This is a genomic window from Streptomyces sp. NPDC006798, assembly GCF_040635975.1.
Lineage (GTDB): Bacteria > Actinomycetota > Actinomycetes > Streptomycetales > Streptomycetaceae > Streptomyces.
Window position 1 is genome coordinate 22,879 of sequence record NZ_JBEYIS010000002.1, and the last position, 16,650, is coordinate 39,528.

15 protein-coding genes are annotated in these 16,650 nt (G+C 72.3%); 7 read left to right on the top strand and 8 right to left on the bottom strand.

All coding sequences use genetic code 11. From position 1 onward, the window contains the following. Window positions 1-50: 50 nt before the first annotated feature. On the top strand, window positions 51-1,715 hold the full coding sequence (locus ABZ714_RS01235; protein WP_358823025.1) for a DNA repair helicase XPB: 1,665 nt from the start codon (window positions 51-53) through the stop codon (window positions 1,713-1,715). A 47-nt stretch (window positions 1,716-1,762) separates the two neighbouring features. On the opposite strand, the gene ABZ714_RS01240 is transcribed toward ABZ714_RS01235, so the two are convergent. Both ABZ714_RS01240 and ABZ714_RS01245 read right to left on the bottom strand, forming a co-directional pair. After that, on the bottom strand, window positions 1,763-2,182 hold the full coding sequence (locus tag ABZ714_RS01240) for a hypothetical protein (RefSeq protein WP_358823026.1): 420 nt from the start codon (window positions 2,180-2,182) through the stop codon (window positions 1,763-1,765). A gap of 106 nt (window positions 2,183-2,288) precedes the next feature. Further along, window positions 2,289-2,483: a hypothetical protein gene (locus tag ABZ714_RS01245; RefSeq protein WP_358823027.1), complete on the bottom strand. Its 195-nt coding sequence runs from the start codon at window positions 2,481-2,483 to the stop codon at window positions 2,289-2,291. Between the two features lie 680 nt (window positions 2,484-3,163). Here ABZ714_RS01245 and ABZ714_RS01250 point away from each other — a divergent pair. Both ABZ714_RS01250 and ABZ714_RS01255 read left to right on the top strand, forming a co-directional pair. After that, the gene (locus tag ABZ714_RS01250) at window positions 3,164-5,164 is read left to right on the top strand and encodes a UvrD-helicase domain-containing protein (protein ID WP_358823232.1); all 2,001 of its coding nucleotides are present in this window, start codon (window positions 3,164-3,166) and stop codon (window positions 5,162-5,164) included. Between the two features lie 273 nt (window positions 5,165-5,437). Next, the gene (locus ABZ714_RS01255; protein WP_358823028.1) at window positions 5,438-6,283 is read left to right on the top strand and encodes a calcium-binding protein; all 846 of its coding nucleotides are present in this window, start codon (window positions 5,438-5,440) and stop codon (window positions 6,281-6,283) included. Between the two features lie 119 nt (window positions 6,284-6,402). On the opposite strand, the gene ABZ714_RS01260 is transcribed toward ABZ714_RS01255, so the two are convergent. After that, a complete protein-coding gene (locus ABZ714_RS01260) occupies window positions 6,403-7,107 on the bottom strand; it encodes a copper homeostasis protein CutC (RefSeq protein WP_358823029.1) in 705 nt (234 codons plus the stop codon). 383 nt (window positions 7,108-7,490) lie between these two features. Between ABZ714_RS01260 and ABZ714_RS01265 the strand changes: the two genes are divergently transcribed. Then, window positions 7,491-9,764 (top strand): heavy metal translocating P-type ATPase, encoded by a 2,274-nt coding sequence (locus ABZ714_RS01265; protein ID WP_358823030.1) that lies wholly within the window; start codon window positions 7,491-7,493, stop codon window positions 9,762-9,764. Window positions 9,765-10,270: 506 nt separating this feature from the next. Here ABZ714_RS01265 and ABZ714_RS01270 read toward each other — a convergent pair. The 3 genes from ABZ714_RS01270 to ABZ714_RS01280 all read right to left on the bottom strand — a co-directional run bounded on the left by ABZ714_RS01270 (window position 10,271) and on the right by ABZ714_RS01280 (window position 12,852). After that, a complete protein-coding gene (locus ABZ714_RS01270) occupies window positions 10,271-10,588 on the bottom strand; it encodes a DUF6479 family protein (protein ID WP_358823031.1) in 318 nt (105 codons plus the stop codon). Window positions 10,589-10,723: 135 nt separating this feature from the next. Next, on the bottom strand, window positions 10,724-11,863 hold the full coding sequence (locus ABZ714_RS01275) for a type III polyketide synthase (protein WP_358823032.1): 1,140 nt from the start codon (window positions 11,861-11,863) through the stop codon (window positions 10,724-10,726). Window positions 11,864-12,135: 272 nt separating this feature from the next. Then, window positions 12,136-12,852 (bottom strand): maleylpyruvate isomerase family mycothiol-dependent enzyme, encoded by a 717-nt coding sequence (locus tag ABZ714_RS01280; protein WP_358823033.1) that lies wholly within the window; start codon window positions 12,850-12,852, stop codon window positions 12,136-12,138. 67 nt (window positions 12,853-12,919) lie between these two features. Between ABZ714_RS01280 and ABZ714_RS01285 the strand changes: the two genes are divergently transcribed. From ABZ714_RS01285 to ABZ714_RS01295, 3 genes are all read left to right on the top strand, one after another. Beyond that, entirely contained in the window at window positions 12,920-13,612 is a 693-nt protein-coding gene (locus ABZ714_RS01285; RefSeq protein ID WP_358823034.1) for a hypothetical protein, read from the top strand. A gap of 170 nt (window positions 13,613-13,782) precedes the next feature. Next, window positions 13,783-14,991: a Cmx/CmrA family chloramphenicol efflux MFS transporter gene (locus ABZ714_RS01290; protein WP_358823233.1), complete on the top strand. Its 1,209-nt coding sequence runs from the start codon at window positions 13,783-13,785 to the stop codon at window positions 14,989-14,991. A 186-nt stretch (window positions 14,992-15,177) separates the two neighbouring features. Beyond that, entirely contained in the window at window positions 15,178-15,780 is a 603-nt protein-coding gene (locus ABZ714_RS01295; protein WP_358823035.1) for a Uma2 family endonuclease, read from the top strand. A gap of 32 nt (window positions 15,781-15,812) precedes the next feature. On the opposite strand, the gene ABZ714_RS01300 is transcribed toward ABZ714_RS01295, so the two are convergent. Both ABZ714_RS01300 and ABZ714_RS01305 read right to left on the bottom strand, forming a co-directional pair. After that, window positions 15,813-16,079, bottom strand: a complete 267-nt coding sequence (locus tag ABZ714_RS01300; RefSeq protein ID WP_358823036.1) for a DUF4031 domain-containing protein — start codon at window positions 16,077-16,079, stop codon at window positions 15,813-15,815. Next, complete coding sequence (locus ABZ714_RS01305) at window positions 16,079-16,504, bottom strand: hypothetical protein (protein ID WP_358823037.1); 426 nt, start codon at window positions 16,502-16,504, stop codon at window positions 16,079-16,081. The genes ABZ714_RS01300 and ABZ714_RS01305 overlap by 1 nt, the downstream gene beginning before the upstream one ends. Window positions 16,505-16,650 lie beyond the last annotated feature (146 nt).

Sequence of the window (16,650 nt, forward strand, 5' to 3'; positions counted from 1 at the left end):
GCCGCCGGAGGTGCCCGACCGAAGGACCGGAAGTCCGGAAAGGGCGGATCGTGAACGGCCCACTCATCGTCCAGAGCGACAAGACGCTCCTCTTGGAAGTCGACCACGAGCAGGCCGACGCCTGTCGCCGGGCCATCGCGCCCTTCGCCGAGCTGGAGCGGGCGCCCGAGCACATCCATACGTACCGGATCACCCCGCTCGGGCTGTGGAACGCCAGGGCCGCCGGGCACGATGCCGAGCAGGTCGTGGACGCGCTCGTGGCGTACAGCCGGTATCCGGTGCCGCACGCGCTGTTGGTGGACGTGGCGGAGACCATGGCCAGGTACGGGCGGCTGACTCTCTCCAAGCATCCGGCGCACGGGCTGGTGCTGACCAGTACCGACCGGCCGGTGCTGGAGGAGATTCTGCGGTCGAAGAAGGTCCAGCCGCTGGTGGGGGCGCGGATCGACGCGGACTCCGTGGTGGTGCACCCGTCGGAGCGGGGGCAGATCAAGCAGACGCTGCTGAAACTGGGCTGGCCCGCCGAGGACCGGGCCGGATATGTGGACGGCGAGGCGCACCGGATCGATCTGGACGAGTCGGGCTGGGCCCTGCGGCCGTATCAGCGGCAGGCCGTCGAGGGGTTCTGGCACGGCGGGTCGGGTGTGGTCGTACTGCCCTGCGGGGCCGGGAAGACGCTGGTCGGGGCCGGGGCGATGGCGCAGGCCAAGGCGACGACGCTGATCCTGGTGACCAATACGGTCTCCGCCCGGCAGTGGAAGCACGAGCTGGTGAAGCGGACGTCGCTGACCGAGGACGAGATCGGCGAGTACAGCGGTACGCGCAAGGAGATCCGCCCGGTCACCATCGCCACGTACCAGGTGCTGACCACGAAGCGGAAGGGGATCTATCCCCATCTGGAGCTGTTCGACTCCCGGGACTGGGGGCTGATCGTCTACGACGAGGTGCATCTGCTGCCCGCGCCCGTCTTCAAGTTCACCGCCGATCTCCAGGCCCGGCGGCGGCTCGGGCTGACCGCGACCCTGGTCCGGGAGGACGGCCGGGAGTCGGATGTCTTCTCCCTGATCGGGCCGAAGCGGTTCGACGCGCCGTGGAAGGAGATCGAGGCCCAGGGCTATATCGCCCCGGCGGACTGTGTGGAGGTCCGGGTCAATCTGACGGACTCGGAGCGGCTGGCGTACGCCACCGCCGAGACCGAGGAGAAGTACCGGTTCTGTGCCACCACCGCGACCAAGCGGAAGGTGACGGAGGCGCTGGTCGCCAAGCACCGGGGAGAGCAGACGCTGGTCATCGGGCAGTACATCGACCAGCTCGACGAGCTGGGCGAGCATCTGGACGCGCCGGTGATCAAGGGCGAGACGTCCAACGCGCAGCGGGAGAAGCTCTTCGACGCCTTCCGGCAGGGCGAGATCTCGGTCCTGGTGGTGTCGAAGGTCGCCAACTTCTCCATCGATCTGCCGGAGGCGACGGTCGCGATCCAGGTCTCGGGCACCTTCGGGTCCCGGCAGGAGGAGGCCCAGCGGCTCGGCCGGGTACTGCGGCCGAAGGCGGACGGGCACGAGGCCCGGTTCTACTCGGTCGTCGCCCGCGACACCATCGACCAGGACTTCGCCGCGCACCGGCAGCGGTTCCTGGCCGAGCAGGGGTACGCGTACCGGATCATGGACGCGGACGAACTGCTCAGCGGCGGACCGGCGGAGTCCCCGGAGGGCTGAGGCCGCGCGTCGGACGAGCCCCGGGGCGTACGAACGCGTCCCGGGGCTCAGGCGTCGGCGGCCACCAGTGCCGGGGCCAGGATCGTGCAGGCGTACTGGAGTAGGACCAGCCGTCCCCGGACGGTGTTCGGCATGTCGTCGCGCGGGACGGCCGCCGCGATCATCCCGAGCAGCCCGGCCGGGACCAGGGACGACAGCCCGGCGGCGACCAGCGGTCCGGCCCGGCCGTCGCCGTCGAAAGCGTCGAGGAGGGCCAGCAGGGCGGCGAGTACTGCGGCGCCGATGAGGAGTACCAGGCCGACACCGGCGAGGACCCGGAGGGCGCCCGCGTTGGAGGAGGCCGTGGCGGAGTCGTGAGAAGTCTTGCGTACGCGGCCCGGGACGGGGCCGGTCGTGCTGGTCACAGCGGTCGTGGTCGCGGCGGTCGCGGCGGCTGCGGTGCGCGGTGGCTCGTGCTCGGTCGGCATGGCGTCCATTGAAGGCGCCGGGCGGGTTCGCGCGCCTCCGCCGGGGCGCTCAACCGGTGGCCGGTGGTTCGTGGGTACGGATACTCAGCCGGGGCGGGGCCGGCGGTCAGTGGCGGCGGACGCCCGCGGCCTCCGCGTCGTAGTCGCCGAGGACCGCGACGCTGAAGATCGCCGAGGCGAAGACCTTGACCGCCCGCAGCGCGCCGCCCGCGCGGCTGCCGGTGTGCGCCGCGTCGGTGGCCGTCGCGCCGTGGCGGGGGCCGGGGACCTGGACCGAGGGGGTGAGAGTCGTCGTCGTCATGTGTCCCATGGTGCTCTCGGGACCCCTGTCGGCACATCGGCCGCACGTCGGAACCCCGACCCCGGGTTTGTCCGACCCAAGGCATAAGGGTTCCCCGCCCGGGGCGGCACTTCCGGAGTACGCCGGAGGGCGCCGTGTCATCCCTCAGTCGACGGCCCTCCTCCTCAAGGACGGTCTCCGACCCTGAGAGGAACCGTTCCGGGGCGGCGGCCCTCCCGGCCCCGAAGCGGGCCCGAACCAGGCCCCGGATACCCGCCCGGGACCCGCCCGGAAGACACCCGACGCCCCCGCCCGCCCGGGCCGGGAAAGGGTTCGCGGCCCGGCCCGGCCGTGACTAGACTGCCCCGTCTGCCCGCCTCCGCCAGGAGCGCCGCCGCCCGGACGGAAACCGGTCGGCTCCCGGCACACCCGCCTCCGACCCGCGCCGTGGCGCCTGTGGCCGGTCGCCGTGTGCCCGTGCCGTTCACCCGACCCTGTCCGTACGCGGTGGCGTCCTGTCGCGCGCCGCCGCATCCGCCCGGAGGCTCACCGTGCCCGCGCCCGTCCCCCCGTCCCCGTACGAATCCACCCCGTACGAACCGGCCCCCGAGACCAGTGGCCCCGGCCCCGACCCGGCGCCCGGCGAGGCCCTCGGCCGGGAGCGCGCCCATCTCGCGGCCTCCCGCTCGGCCCTGCGGACGATGCGGGCGGAGGTGGAGGCGCTCGACATCCGGGACGTCGCCGCGAACTGGGTCAACAAACAGGCGCTGGAGGCCAGGACCGAACTGCGGATCAAGGAACTGGCCGATCTCGCCCATACCCCCCTCTTCTTCGGGCGGCTCGACTACCTGGGCGGCGAGCACGGCGGCCACCACTTCTACATCGGCCGCCGCCATGTCCACGACGGCACCGGCGAGCCGATGGTGCTGGACTGGCGGGCGCCCGTCTCCCAGCCCTTCTACCGGGCGTCCAGGACCGACCCGATGGACGTCGGACTGCGCCGCCGGTTCGGCTACACGGGCGGCGAGCTGACCGCGTACGAGGACGAACGCCTCACCGACACCGCCCCGGACCCGGGCCCCGACCACCTCGCGAGCCGACTGCTCCAGGCCGAGATCGAGCGCCCCCGCGTCGGCCCGATGCGGGACATCGTCGCCACCATCCAGCCCGAGCAGGACGAGATCGTCCGTTCGTCGCTGGGCGGCACGGTCTGCGTCCAGGGCGGCCCCGGCACCGGGAAGACCGCCGTCGGACTGCACCGCGTGGCCTATCTCCTCTACGCCCACCGGGAGCGGCTGGCCAGGACCGGCACCCTGGTCATCGGCCCCAACCGGTCCTTCCTCCACTACATCGAGCAGGTACTGCCCGCCCTCGGCGAACTCGACGTCGCCCAGGCGACCGTGACCGACCTCGTCGCCCATGTCGAGGTCAAGGGCACCGACTCGCCGGCCGCCGCCGTGGTCAAGGGCGACGCCCGGATGGCGGAGGTGCTGCGCCGCGCCCTGCGGTCGTACGTCACCCCGCCCACCGAACCCGTGGTGGTCGAACGCGGTTCGCGGCGCTGGCGGATCCCGGCCTACGAACTGACCGAGATGGTGGCGGAGTTGCTGGGCCGCGAGATCCGCTACGCGGCGGCGGCCGAGGCCCTGCCGCAGCGGATCGCGCACGCGGTACTGGTCAGGATGGAGGAGTCCGGCGAGGCGCCCGACGACCGGATCCAGGACGCGGTGGCCCGCCATCACGCGGTGAAGGCGGCCGTGAAGGCGATCTGGCCGAAGGTCGACCCCGCGAAGCTGGTACTGCGGCTGCTCTCCGAACCGGACTTCCTCGCCGCGCACGCCGACGGCCTGCTCGACCCCGGCGAGCAGCGGGCGGTGCTCTGGGCGAAACCGGCCCGGAGCGTGCGGTCCGCCCAGTGGTCGGCGGCGGACGCGGTCCTGGTGGACGAGGCGACGGACCTCGTCCGCCGTACCCCGTCGCTCGGCCATGTCGTCCTGGACGAGGCGCAGGACCTGTCGCCGATGCAGTACCGGGCGGTGGGGCGGCGCTGTACGACGGGCTCGGCGACCGTACTCGGCGATCTCGCCCAGGGGACCACTCCGTGGGCGACGGCGAGCTGGGCGGAGGCGCTGACCCATCTGGGCAAGCCGGACGCGGTGGTGGAGGAGCTGACGGCCGGTTTCCGGGTACCGCGCGAGGTGATCGCGTACGCCTCCCGGCTGCTGCCGTTCATGTCCCCCGGCCTGAAGGAGGTCTCGTCGGTCCGTACGGCCCCCGGATCGCTGGAGATCCACCCGGTACCGGACGGCGGAGGCGACGACGACGGCCGGTGGGACGCGGCCGTGGTGTCGGCCTGCCGTACGGCCCTGACCCGCGAGGGCTCGATCGGCCTGATCGCGGCGGACACCCGGATCCCGGCCCTGACCGCCGCCCTCGCGGCGGCCGGCCTCCCCCACCTCGCCCCGGGCGAGGAGACCAGCGCCGACGCCCGGCTGACCCTGGTGCCCGCGTCGCTGGCGAAGGGTCTGGAGTACGACTACGTGGTCCTCGACGACCCGGCGTCCGTGGTCGACGGCGAACCGGACGAACGGACCGGACTGCGACGGCTGTACGTGGTCCTGACCCGCGCGGTCTCCGGCCTGACGGTGGTCCACCGCCGCCCCCTGCCGGAGCAGTTGACGGACCCGGCCGGGGCGGTCTGAGGCGGACGGGGGCGGCGGCGGGAGCGGCCGGGCTTCGCGAAGGGTGAACGATCCGGGGTGGCCCGGCGTCCGGGAGGTGGGGGACGGGAATCCGGGGATCCCCGGAAACCCGGCCCACGACCCCGTTCCCGGAGCCGCCCCGGGGATGCGACCATGCACGCGGTCCCGGAGTCGTAACTCCCGGATCACCGACCCTGGGTGCGGCGGGGCGGCGCGGACGTGTGGCGCGCCGCCCCGTAGCCGTACCCCGCAGAACCGAAAACTGGGGAACATATGCGCATACGTGCATCCATCGCCGCCGTCACCGGCACCCTGGCACTGGCCGGGGTGCTCGCCCCGTACGCCGTCGCCGGGGAATCGCCCCGCGGGGAACGCGGGGAGCGTTCCGATGTCTTCTCGGAGTCCGGGGCGGCGAAGCCCGGGGCGTCCGCCGAGTCCGGTCCGGCGGCGGCGAGTCCGGCCGTGGCCAAGGTCGTGGTGAACGGCGGCAAGCCGCTCGTCGTGGGGCTCGCCGACAAGCCCGTCCGGGCCACCTTCAGCGTGAAGGCGCCGGGCGGGATCGACGGGCTGGACGCCGAGCTGTGGGGTGGCTCCGTCTACGGCGAGAACAACCCGTGGGTTCCGGTCGACGGTTTCAAGACCTGCACCGGGACCGCCGCGAACTGTTCCGCCGATTTCCTGGTGATGCCCGCCATCGATCTGAACAACAAGTCGGGCGGCGGCTGGAATCTGGCGCTCGCGGTCTTCGACAAGCAGGGCGGTGAGTACATCAACGACAAGGCCGGGAAGCTCACCCTCCTGCGCCACACCAAGCTCACGGCCAACGCGGGCCCCGAGCCGGTGAAGAAGGGGCAGAACGTCACCGTCGACGGGCTGCTGACGATCGTGAACTGGGACCGCCGGACCTACACGGGGTACGTCGACCACACCGTGCAGCTGGAGTTCCTGAAGAAGGACACGAAGACCTGGACGCCGGTGAAGACGCTGAAGACCGACAAGAACGGCAAGGTGAAGACCACGGCCAAGGCGTCGGTGGACGGGTACTGGCGGCTGCGGTACGCCGGTACGGGGACCGTCGCTCCGACGACCTCCACCTCGGACTTCGTCGACGTCCGCTGACCGGAGCCGTACCCGGTGAGTGAAGAGTGAATGCCGAAGGCCGCTTCCCGGTGGTGTTACGCCGGGAAGCGGCCTTCGGCATGTCGCGCGCGTCACCCGAGGGCGGGTGACGTATCCGCTCAGAGCTCCGCGTCGACCGCCGTCCGCCACTCCCGTACGGCGTCGGCGCCGACCGGCCCCGTCCAGCCGTCGGGGCGCGCGGCGCCGCCGATGTGGAAGCCGTCGATCCCGGCGGCGCGCAGGGCCGGGACATGGTCGAGGCGGAGGCCGCCGCCGACCAGCAGCCGCTGCTCGTAGCCGGGCTCGGTCCGGCGGCCGGCCTCGGCGATCAGGGTGTCGAGTCCGGCGTCGACTCCGGCGGCGGAACCGGCGGTGAGGTAGGTGTCGAGACCCGGCAGATCGGCGAGCTGCTTGCGCAGGGCGTCCCGGTCGGCGGCCCGGTCGATCGCCCGGTGGAAGGTCCAGGAGCAGCCGGAGATCACGGCCAGCAGCCGCTCCACGGTCACCAGGTCCGGATGGCCCTCGGCGTCGAGGAAGCCGAGGACGAACTCGTCGGCGCCTTCCTCGCGCAGTCCGGCCGCCGCCGCCGCCAGCGCCTCCACGTCGTCGGGCGTACCGGCCGAGAATCCGTCGGCGAGTCGCAGCATCACCCGCAGCGGGATGTCCACGGCGGCACGGATCCGCGCGAAGGTCTCCCGGGGCGGAGTCAGCCCGTCCGCCGCCATGTCCGTGACCAGCTCCAGCCGGTCCGCTCCACCGGACTGGGCCGCGACGGCGTCGGCGGCGTCCAGGGCGATCACCTCCAGAAGCGCACGGTTGCTCATGTGACCCCATTCCTCCAGGTGGTGCCGGTGACGGCTGGACCCATGACAGGTCTAGTCCAATAGCTCAGCCTAGTCCGCGGGTTTGCGGGGCGCATCAGCGGGCGGATGAGAGATAGGCGGCACTGACCGGTTCCCGCCCTCCTGTCCGGCCGAAGCCCGCCGTCCGGCGCCGGGCGCCCGGCCGCGACACCGCCACCCCGGCACCATCCGGCACCACCACCCCTCCATCACCCGGTGTTATCGCCCGGCGACTCGGAGGTAAATCTTCCGGATCCGGCCCGGAAAGCCCGGTCACGGCTTGCGTTCGCATACCCAGGGGGGGTATATATAGATCCAGACGGGATACCCTGTAGGGGTATTAAGGTGCCGGACCGGGAGGAAGCATGGCGCACACGGCCACCCACCACCAAGAGGTGGAACTCGCGATCGGCGGCATGACCTGCGCCTCCTGTGCCGCACGGATCGAGAAGAAGCTCAACCGCATGGAGGGCGTCGAGGCCACGGTCAACTACGCCACCGAGAAGGCCCGAGTCACCTTCAGCGACGAGGTCAGCGTCAAGGACCTGATCGGCACGGTCGAGGCGACGGGCTACACCGCCGCCCCGCCCAGGCCGAAGCAGCAGACGGCGGTCTCCGCCGACGGCGGCTCCGGCTCCGACGAGGCCGGGGAGGAGGACGACCCGGAGCTGCGGACGCTGCGCGAGCGGCTGATCACCGCCGTGGTCCTCGCCGTGCCGGTGATCGCGATGGCGATGATCCCGCCGCTCCAGTTCGAGTACTGGCAGTGGCTGTCGCTGACGCTCGCCGCCCCGGTCGTGGTCTACGCGGGCTGGCCCTTCCACCGGGCCGCGTGGAAGAACGCCCGGCACGGCGCCGCGACCATGGACACCCTGATCTCGGTCGGCACCATCGCCGCCTTCGCCTGGTCCCTGTACGCGCTCTTCTGGGGCCACGCCGGAATCCCCGGCGTCACCCACCCCTTCGAGCTGACCATCCAGCGCAGCGACGGCTCCTCCAACATCTACCTGGAGGCCGCCGCGGGCGTCACCGCCTTCATCCTCGCCGGGCGCTACTTCGAGGCCCGGTCGAAGCGGAAGGCCGGGGCCGCCCTGCGCGCCCTGATGGAGCTGGGGGCCAAGGAGGTCACCGTCCTGCGGGACGGCGAGGAGGTCCGGGTACCGACGGCGGAGCTGAAGGTCGGCGACCGCTTCCTGGTCCGCCCCGGTGAGAAGGTCGCCACCGACGGTCTGGTGATCGAGGGCTCGTCCGCCGTGGACGCGTCCATGCTGACCGGCGAGTCCGTGCCGGTCGAGGTCGGCCCCGGCGACGGGGTCACCGGCGCCACCCTGAACGCGGGCGGCCGGCTGGTCGTCGAGGCGACCCGGATCGGCTCCGACACCCAGCTCGCCCGGATGGCGAAGCTGGTCGAGGACGCGCAGACCGGCAAGGCCGCCGCCCAGCGGCTGGCCGACAAGATCTCCGGCGTCTTCGTGCCGGTCGTCATCCTGCTGGCCATCGCCACCCTCTTCACCTGGCTCGCGACGGGCGAGGGCTGGGCGGCGGCGTTCACCGCCGCGGTCGCCGTACTGATCATCGCCTGCCCCTGCGCCCTGGGTCTGGCCACGCCGACCGCCCTCATGGTCGGTACGGGCCGGGGCGCCCAGCTCGGCATCCTGATCAAGGGCCCGGAGGTCCTGGAGTCCACCCGCCAGGTCGACACCGTCGTCCTCGACAAGACCGGCACCGTCACCACCGGCAAGATGGCGCTGCTCGGGGTGCGTACCGCCGACTCGACCGACGAGGACGAGGTACTGCGGCTGGCGGGCGCCCTGGAGAACGCCTCCGAGCACCCGATCGCCCAGGCCGTCGCGGCCGGGGCGGTGGAGAAGGTCGGCAAGCTCCCGGCGCTGGAGGACTTCGCCAATATCCCCGGACTCGGTGTCCAGGGCGTCGTCGACGGGCACGCCGTGCTCGTGGGCCGCGAGAAGCTGCTGGCCGAGTGGGAGATCCACCTCCCCGAGGGGCTGAGGAAGGCCAAGGCCGAAGCCGAGGCCCAGGGCCGGACCGCGATCGCGGTCGCCTGGGACGGCGAGGCGCGGGCCGTGCTGGAGGTCGCCGACGCGATCAAGGAGACCAGCGCCGAGGCGATCGTCCGGCTGCGGAAGCTGGGTCTGAAGCCGATCCTGCTCACCGGCGACAACGAGGCCGTGGCGCGGGCCGTGGCCGCCGAGGTCGGCATCGACGAGGTGATCGCCGAGGTCATGCCGGAGGACAAGGTCGACGTGGTCAAGCGGCTCCAGGCCGAGGGCCGGAGCGTGGCCATGGTCGGCGACGGCGTCAACGACGCGGCGGCCCTCGCCCAGGCGGACCTCGGTCTGGCGATGGGTACGGGTACGGACGCGGCGATCGAGGCCAGCGATCTGACCCTGGTCCGGGGCGATCTGCGGGTGGCCGCCGACGCGATCCGGCTGGCCCGCCGCACGCTGGGCACGATCCAGTCCAACCTGTTCTGGGCCTTCGTCTACAACGTGGCGGCGCTGCCGCTGGCCGCGATGGGAATGCTCAGCCCGATGATCGCGGGAGCGGCGATGGCCTTCTCCTCGGTCTTCGTGGTCGGCAACAGCCTGCTGCTGCGACGCTTCAAGGCCGTGTCGTAGCAGGGGACGGGATTTCCACGGGAGGGGCCCCGGGCGCATTACTGCCCGGGGCCCCTCCCGTTTCGCCGGGCGGAGACCCGTACGGATGCCGCATACGGCCACCCGCCGACGGGCGGCGGGCACTCTGTCTCCACCCGGGGTCCGGGCCTTCCCAAGGGGCTTTGCGGGGAGGGCTTCAGGGGTGCCGGCTGGGCCCCATTGCCGAGACAACCTGGAACGCTGGGGTCACCTATTGCCGAAGGCAATCAGGGGCGCTGGGGGTCCCCCCATCGCCGAAGGCATAGGGGGCGGAACCGCGCGACCAGCCACCCACGGTCCGCGGACCGCGAACGACGTCAGGTCACCGGGCGCGACCCGGGCAGTCCGGGCGGTGCCCAGGAGGGCCAAGGCGCTGGGGGCCCATTGCCGAATGGCAATCAGGGGCGCGAGCAGCCACCCACGGTCCGCGGACCGCGAACAAGATCAGGCCGCCGGGCGCGACGCGGCACCCCCGCGAACCGGCGGCATCAGCCGCCCAGGCCGCCGCTGCCGAACGACCCGCTGTGCGCGTTCGGTCCGTGCTTCGGCCGGGACTCGCGGCCCTTGCCGGTGCTGTGGCTGCTGACGGGACGCATGTTGTACGGGAGCAGCCGCCCGCCGTCCTGGGGGAAGGCGTCGGGGCCGTCGGCCTCGCGCAGCTCTTCGACGTGTTCGCGGCGCTCGGGCCGCTGTGGTTGCTCGTCCGGGCGGGGGGTCACCAGATTCGCCCGCCGTCGGCCGTCCCACCACATCGCGGCGCAGAGCATGCCCGCGATCAGCAACCCGAAAATGATCATTCCGGCCATGTCCGCCTCCGTATGACGTGGCACCGGGGTGTTTCCCGCTTCCAGTGTCACTCCGGCGGACGATTCCGGCATACGGGCGGGCTGCCGCCGGTACGCGCCTGTACCGGCCGGTGCCCGTCCCGGGCGTCGAAACGGTCAGTCGCCGTCGGCAGCGGCAGCGGCGCCGTCGTGCCAGGTGCCCGCGAGGATCTCCGTGGTGAATCCGGGCCCGAAGGCGACGATCAGCCCTTGGGAGCCGTGCTCGGGGGAGCCGTCCTCGTGGTGCCGCCGAAGCACGTCGAAAACGGAGACGCTGGAGGTGTTCCCGACCCGGGCCATGCTCTCCCGGCTGTGCCGCAGGGTGCCGGGGCGGAGCCCGAGGCCCTCTTCGACGCCGTCCATGATGACCGGCCCGCCGGTGTGGGAGACGCAGAAATCGAGGTCGCCGGGGTGCCAGCCCAGTTCGGCCAGGAAGGCGTCGATCTCCGGAATCACCTTGGGCACGGTCGCGCGGACCCGGGGATCGGTCCGGAAGTGGAAGCCGTCCTCGGTCGTGCTGCCGGTGATCACCGACTGGGAGTCGGGGAGCAGATGCTGCCGTACGCCGTGGATCCGGAACCCCGTGGTGCCGGGGTCGGCCCGGCGCAGTACGGCGGCGGCGGCGCCGTCGCCGAAGACGCCGTTGGAGATGAAGTCGCTGAGCGAGTGCTGTTCGGGCTGGAAGGAGAGGGAGCTGAGTTCGGCCGCGACGACCAGGACCGCGGCGTCGGGCCTGCCCAGCAGATAGTGGTACGCCTCGGCCAGCGCCGAGGCCCCGGCGGCACAGCCCAACTGCTGGATCGGGGTACGCCGGACGGTCGGGCGGAGGCCGATCTCCTGGGCGATGTACGCGTCCGGTCCCGGCAGCGCGTATCCGGTGCAGGAGACGAAGACGAACGCGTCGATCTCGGCGGGGCCGACTCCGGCGTGCGCCAGGGCCTGTTCGGCCGCCGCCGACCCGAGCCGGACGGCCTCGGTCCGGTAGTGGGCGTTGCGGTGGCCGAAGGAGCGGGGGGCCAGCATGGCCGGGAGGCCGGCCACCAGGCTGCGGGTCCGTACGGTCGTACTCCGCATCAGATCCAGACCCCGTTCGACATGGGGTATTCGGGCGAAGTGGTCCCCGAGCGCGCTGATGATCTCCTCCTGGGTGATCTGGTGCTCGGGGAGAACGACCGAGGGCCGGTGGACGGCGACAGCGGCGGGCGGTAAGGGTGGCGTGGGGGGTAGGGGGAGTACGGGGGCAGGTGTGATCGTCACCGATGCTTCCTCTGTCCGTGGGGGAAGTGCGCAGACCGCCCAGATCCGGTGAAGGGGTTGGGTGTGGGGGCCACGCGTTAGGAAGCATGCGTCTCCGGATATCGCCCGGCAAGATCGTCTTTCGGACACCGGACTTCGCGAGAACGGCCGGTCCGCTCCGGTCCGCACCCGTACGGCCGGTCCGTTTCGGTGCGATCAGTCCGTTTCGACGCGGCCGGTCCGCGCCGTTCCGGCCGTTCTCGTGGGGCCGGCCGCCCGGCCCGGTGGCGGCGTCAGACGAAGAAGGCCAGGTCCGCTTCCCTCGCCCCGGCCAGTCGGTAGCGCGTTCCGGTCAGCGGACGTCCGGTGACCAGCCGGATCAGGGTCGCGGCCGAGCCCGTGTAGACGGCGGGCTCCGGACTGTCCGCGCCCAGGACCAGCGGCGATCCATGCCCGTCGAGCCGGGCCAGCAGCGGCTGCGCCCGGCCGGCCCGGCTGAGCGCGGCGAGCAGCGCGAGGGCGGGGCCCTGGGCGTCGCCCTCGTACGCCCCCGGTTCGCCGAGCGCCTCCCGCAGATCGCCGGCGTGCACCCATTCGCCGAACCCGACGCCGTCGAGCCTGCCGTGTCCGGCGGCGGCGATCACCGGTCCGGCGGCGGTGAGCAGCCGCTCCAGCTCGTCGACGAGGTCCCGGTTCGACCGGTCGGCGAGGGCGGCGATATCGCGGTCGTTGGACTCGGGCGAGAAGACGTCCTTCTCGTACCGGCTCTCGACCACCCGGGAGAGCGCGGCCGCGCAGTGCGCGACGACATGCCGCACGGTCCACCCCGGGCAGCAGGTCCGCAGCTCGAAATCGTCGTCGGGGCGGGCCCGCAGCAGGGGGATCAGGGCGTCCCGTTCGGTCGCGAGGAGGAGCCCGGGCAGCTCGGGATCGCGGACCGGGCCGGGACCGGCGAGGCCCGCGGGGGTGGCGGGGTCGGCGCGGCGGGTGGGTTCCGTGGTGGGTTCCATCGGGCCAGCCAAGCGCACCGGGGGACCCGGGGCCAGGGCCCGTACCGCCCGGTTCTACAGTCAGTACATGACCGCCGACTCTCCGTACGACCCGACCGTGCTCGCCGCGCGCTGGACGCGGGCGCTGACCGGAGCACGGAACGCCACGGCCACGACCACGACCGCCGTCACGGACCCGGTCCCCGATCCGCTGCCGTACGCCGAGGATCTGCTGGCCCGCTGGGCGGAGCCGCAGCGCCGCTACCACGGTACGGATCATCTGGTCGCCGTCCTCGACCGGATCGACCTGGTCGCCGAGTACGCCGCCGACCCCGATCTGGTCCGGCTCGCGGCCTGGTTCCACGACGCCGTGTACCGCCCGGACCGGTCCGAGAACGAGGAACGGTCGGCCCGGCTGGCGGAGCGCGCCCTCCCGGACGCCGGTCTGGACCGTACGGCGACGGCCGAGGTCGCCCGGCTGGTCCGCCTCACGGTCTCCCACGCCCCCGGCCCCGGCGACACCAACGGCGCGGTGCTCTGCGACGCCGACCTGGGCATTCTGGCGGCGCCCGAGACGGAGTACCGGGCGTACGCCGCCGCCGTACGGGAGGAGTACGCCTTCGTCCCCGACGCCGCGTTCCGCCGGGGCCGGTCGGAGGTACTGCGCCAACTGCTGGAGCTGCCCCGGCTGTTCCACACCCCGTACGGCGCCCGGGAATGGGAGTCCGCGGCCCGCGCGAACATGACGGCGGAGCTGGCCCGGCTGGCGGACGGCGGCTGATCCGGCCGCCGGGCGGCCCGCCCGTCTCCTCTGTTGCGGATAGATGACATCACCGAGTGCCGGGAATGCCCATGGCGGCACGGACCGTTCCAGTTGTCATGCCCGAATCCGCTCCCGCGCCGTCCCCGGCCCCCACGACCACCGCACCCCCGTCGACCGACCGGCCCCGGATGTCGTTCGCCGTCTACATCCTCGGCCTCTCCGTCTTCGCGCTCGGCACCAGCGAGTTCATGCTCTCCGGGCTGCTGCCGCCGATCGCCGACGACATGGACGTCTCCATCCCGCAGGCCGGACTGCTGATATCCGCCTTCGCGATCGGGATGGTCGTCGGCGCCCCGCTGCTCGCCGTCGCCACCCTCAAGCTGCCCCGCAAGGCCACCCTGATCGCCCTGATCACGGTCTTCGGCCTGGGCCAGGTCGCGGGCGCGCTGGCACCGACGTACGAGGTCCTCTTCGTCTCCCGGGTGATCAGCGCGCTCGCCTGCGCCGGATTCTGGGCGCTGGGCGCGGCGGTCGCGGTGGCGATGGTCCCGGTGAACCAGCGGGCCCGGGCGATGGCCGTGATGATCGGCGGGCTGTCGATCGCCAATGTGCTGGGCGTCCCCCTGGGTGCCTTCCTCGGCGACCAGCTCGGCTGGCGGTCCGCGTTCTGGGCGGTCGCGGTGGCGTCGGCGGTGGCGCTGGTGGGTGTGGTGACCCGGATCCCGCATATCCCGGTCCCGGCCGAGAAGCCCCGGCTGAAGCGGGAGCTGGCGATCTACGGCGACCGCCAGGTCTGGCTCGCGGTGGTCATCACGGCGCTCGCGGGCGGCGGGATCTTCGCCGCGTTCTCCTATCTCGCCCCGCTGCTCACCGATGTCGCGGGCATCGGCGAGGGCTGGGTGTCGACGGTCCTCGCGCTCTTCGGGATCGGCGCGCTGGTCGGTACGGCGCTGGGCGGCCGGTTCGCCGACGCGCATCTGTTCGGCGTGATGATCAGCGGTATCGCGGCGTCCATGGTCCTGCTGTCGGCGCTGGCCCTCTTCGCGACCGTACCGGCGGTGGTGATCGTCCTGGCGTTCCTGCTGGGCGTCTCGGCGTTCTACACGGCCCCGGCGCTGAACGCCCGGATCTTCAACGTGGCCAACGCGGCCCCGACCCTGGCGGCGGCGACCACCACGGCGGCGTTCAATCTGGGCAATACGGTGGGCCCCTGGTTCGGCGGTACGGTCATCGACGCCGATCTCGGCTACGAGTCCCCGGCCTGGGCGGGCGCGGCGATGCTGATCGTGGCCCTGGGCCTGGTCATGATCGCGCGGCGGCTGCACGGCCGGTCCCGCGTGGTGGCGGGCTCCCCCGGCGTCACGGTCCGGCCGGAGCCGGTGACGGAACGGGTCTGAGCCGGAACCCGGAACTCGAAGTCCGGAACGGGCCCGGCCGGGGCCGACCGGGGACGCCCCGGGACGCCCCGGGCGTCCATGTTCCGCATTCCTTCACCCGATCGTGGAATGCTGTCCCAAGAGGACGACGACCGCGACGCCACCTGCCTACGCTCGCCCCGTCAGGCCATGGGGAAGGGATTCGCGATGACAGCTGCGATGGCCGAAAGGGTCCAGATGTCGCATGACCGACCGTGGGACTCCCTCCTGGAGACATGGCGGGAACTGGACGTGCCCGAGGGTTGGCACGCGGAAATCGCCGAAGGACAGATCCACGTGGTTCCACCGCCGCACGCCCAGCACAACCGGATCACGGCCAAGCTGCAACGGGCGCTGCTCACCGTACTTCCGGACGACTGGGAGATCTTCCAGACCCTGGGCATCCAGATCGTGACCTCGGAAAAGCTCTACATCCCGGATCTGGTCGTCATCCCGGACGAGGTGGTGGCGGCCGTACCCGCGGAAAAGAACATGCCCGTGGACGCCGGTGAGGCACTGCTGGTCATCGAGGTCACATCACCCTTCAACGCGGCCGACGATCGCGGCAAGAAGCGCGACGCCTACGCACAGGCCGGAATCCCGACCTATCTTCTCGTCGACCGCTTCGACCGGCACGGACCGACCTCGACGGTCTTCACCGAGCCCAAGAACGGGGCCTACCAGCTCGCCCGGCGCGTGCCGTTCGGCGATCAGCTCCACCTTCCCGAGCCCTTCGATCTGAAGATCGACACCTCGGCCTTCCCGGCCTGAGGTCCACTGAGCCCGCCCCTGGCCGGTCCGCCCTACGCCGGTCCGGTCTTGCGGTGCCGCAGGCCCGCCGCCAGCAGCAGGCGGACGATCTCGCGGCTGGGGACCTCGATCGCGCCCGCCCCCACGGCGGCGGCATAGCGGTGGGCCGGGACGTCGTAGTGGTCGCGTTCGAAGGCGCGGCGCGGGCAGCCGATGGCCGCCGCGAAGGTGTGGAGTTCGTCGTAGGAGACATCGCTGACCAGGTGCGACCAGGTCGTGCCGTGGCCGGGCCAGGTCGGCGGATCGATGTAGACGGCCATCAGGCGGTGTCCGCGCCCGCCGGGCCGATGCCGCCCGGGGCACCCGTACCGCCGCCCAGCGAGCCGACCCGGGCCACGACCACCCCGGCCGCCTCGCAGACCCAGTGGGGGTCGGCGCCGAGTTCGGGTTCGACGCCGAGGGCGTGCGGGTCGCCCGTGTCGCAGACCGGGCAGAGCGGCCAGCGGCCGTGCCGTTCCAGGAGGGCGTCCTGGACGTCCTGGGCCACGAGTCCGGTGACGTAGTCGGCGCCTTCGGGCCACTGCCCGACCCACCAGCGGCGGTGGGTGACCGCGTCCTCCACCAGCGAGACCACATCGGGGTCCGCGACGTCCCGGGCCGCGAGATCGCCGAGGATCAGGGCGCGGGCGGTGTGCAGCGCCCGCTCCAGCGGGTCGGCGGCGGCAGCGTCGTCGGCGGCGTCCATGATGCCCATTGTCCCGCACCGCCCGAACGGCCCGCGCGCCCCGTCCGTACCGGCCCTCACCCCCCGCGAGCTGGCACTTCGTTGCCCGCCCTATTACCAAGCGGATACCGACAGGGGTCTTGACCGGCCCCATGATGTGAAAATAG

Coding starts and splice junctions, on each gene's coding strand:
- ABZ714_RS01245 (WP_358823027.1), bottom strand. CDS start 2,483: ATGACGACGACGACTCTCACCCCCTCGGTCCAGGTCCCCGGCCCCCGC.
- ABZ714_RS01280 (WP_358823033.1), bottom strand. CDS start 12,852: ATGGAACCCACCACGGAACCCACCCGCCGCGCCGACCCCGCCACCCCC.
- ABZ714_RS01300 (WP_358823036.1), bottom strand. CDS start 16,079: ATGGCCGTCTACATCGATCCGCCGACCTGGCCCGGCCACGGCACGACC.
- ABZ714_RS01285 (WP_358823034.1), top strand. CDS start 12,920: ATGACCGCCGACTCTCCGTACGACCCGACCGTGCTCGCCGCGCGCTGG.
- ABZ714_RS01305 (WP_358823037.1), bottom strand. CDS start 16,504: ATGGACGCCGCCGACGACGCTGCCGCCGCCGACCCGCTGGAGCGGGCG.
- ABZ714_RS01290 (WP_358823233.1), top strand. CDS start 13,783: ATGTCGTTCGCCGTCTACATCCTCGGCCTCTCCGTCTTCGCGCTCGGC.
- ABZ714_RS01260 (WP_358823029.1), bottom strand. CDS start 7,107: ATGAGCAACCGTGCGCTTCTGGAGGTGATCGCCCTGGACGCCGCCGAC.
- ABZ714_RS01250 (WP_358823232.1), top strand. CDS start 3,164: ATGCGGGCGGAGGTGGAGGCGCTCGACATCCGGGACGTCGCCGCGAAC.
- ABZ714_RS01255 (WP_358823028.1), top strand. CDS start 5,438: ATGCGCATACGTGCATCCATCGCCGCCGTCACCGGCACCCTGGCACTG.
- ABZ714_RS01270 (WP_358823031.1), bottom strand. CDS start 10,588: ATGGCCGGAATGATCATTTTCGGGTTGCTGATCGCGGGCATGCTCTGC.
- ABZ714_RS01295 (WP_358823035.1), top strand. CDS start 15,178: ATGACAGCTGCGATGGCCGAAAGGGTCCAGATGTCGCATGACCGACCG.
- ABZ714_RS01240 (WP_358823026.1), bottom strand. CDS start 2,182: ATGCCGACCGAGCACGAGCCACCGCGCACCGCAGCCGCCGCGACCGCC.
- ABZ714_RS01265 (WP_358823030.1), top strand. CDS start 7,491: ATGGCGCACACGGCCACCCACCACCAAGAGGTGGAACTCGCGATCGGC.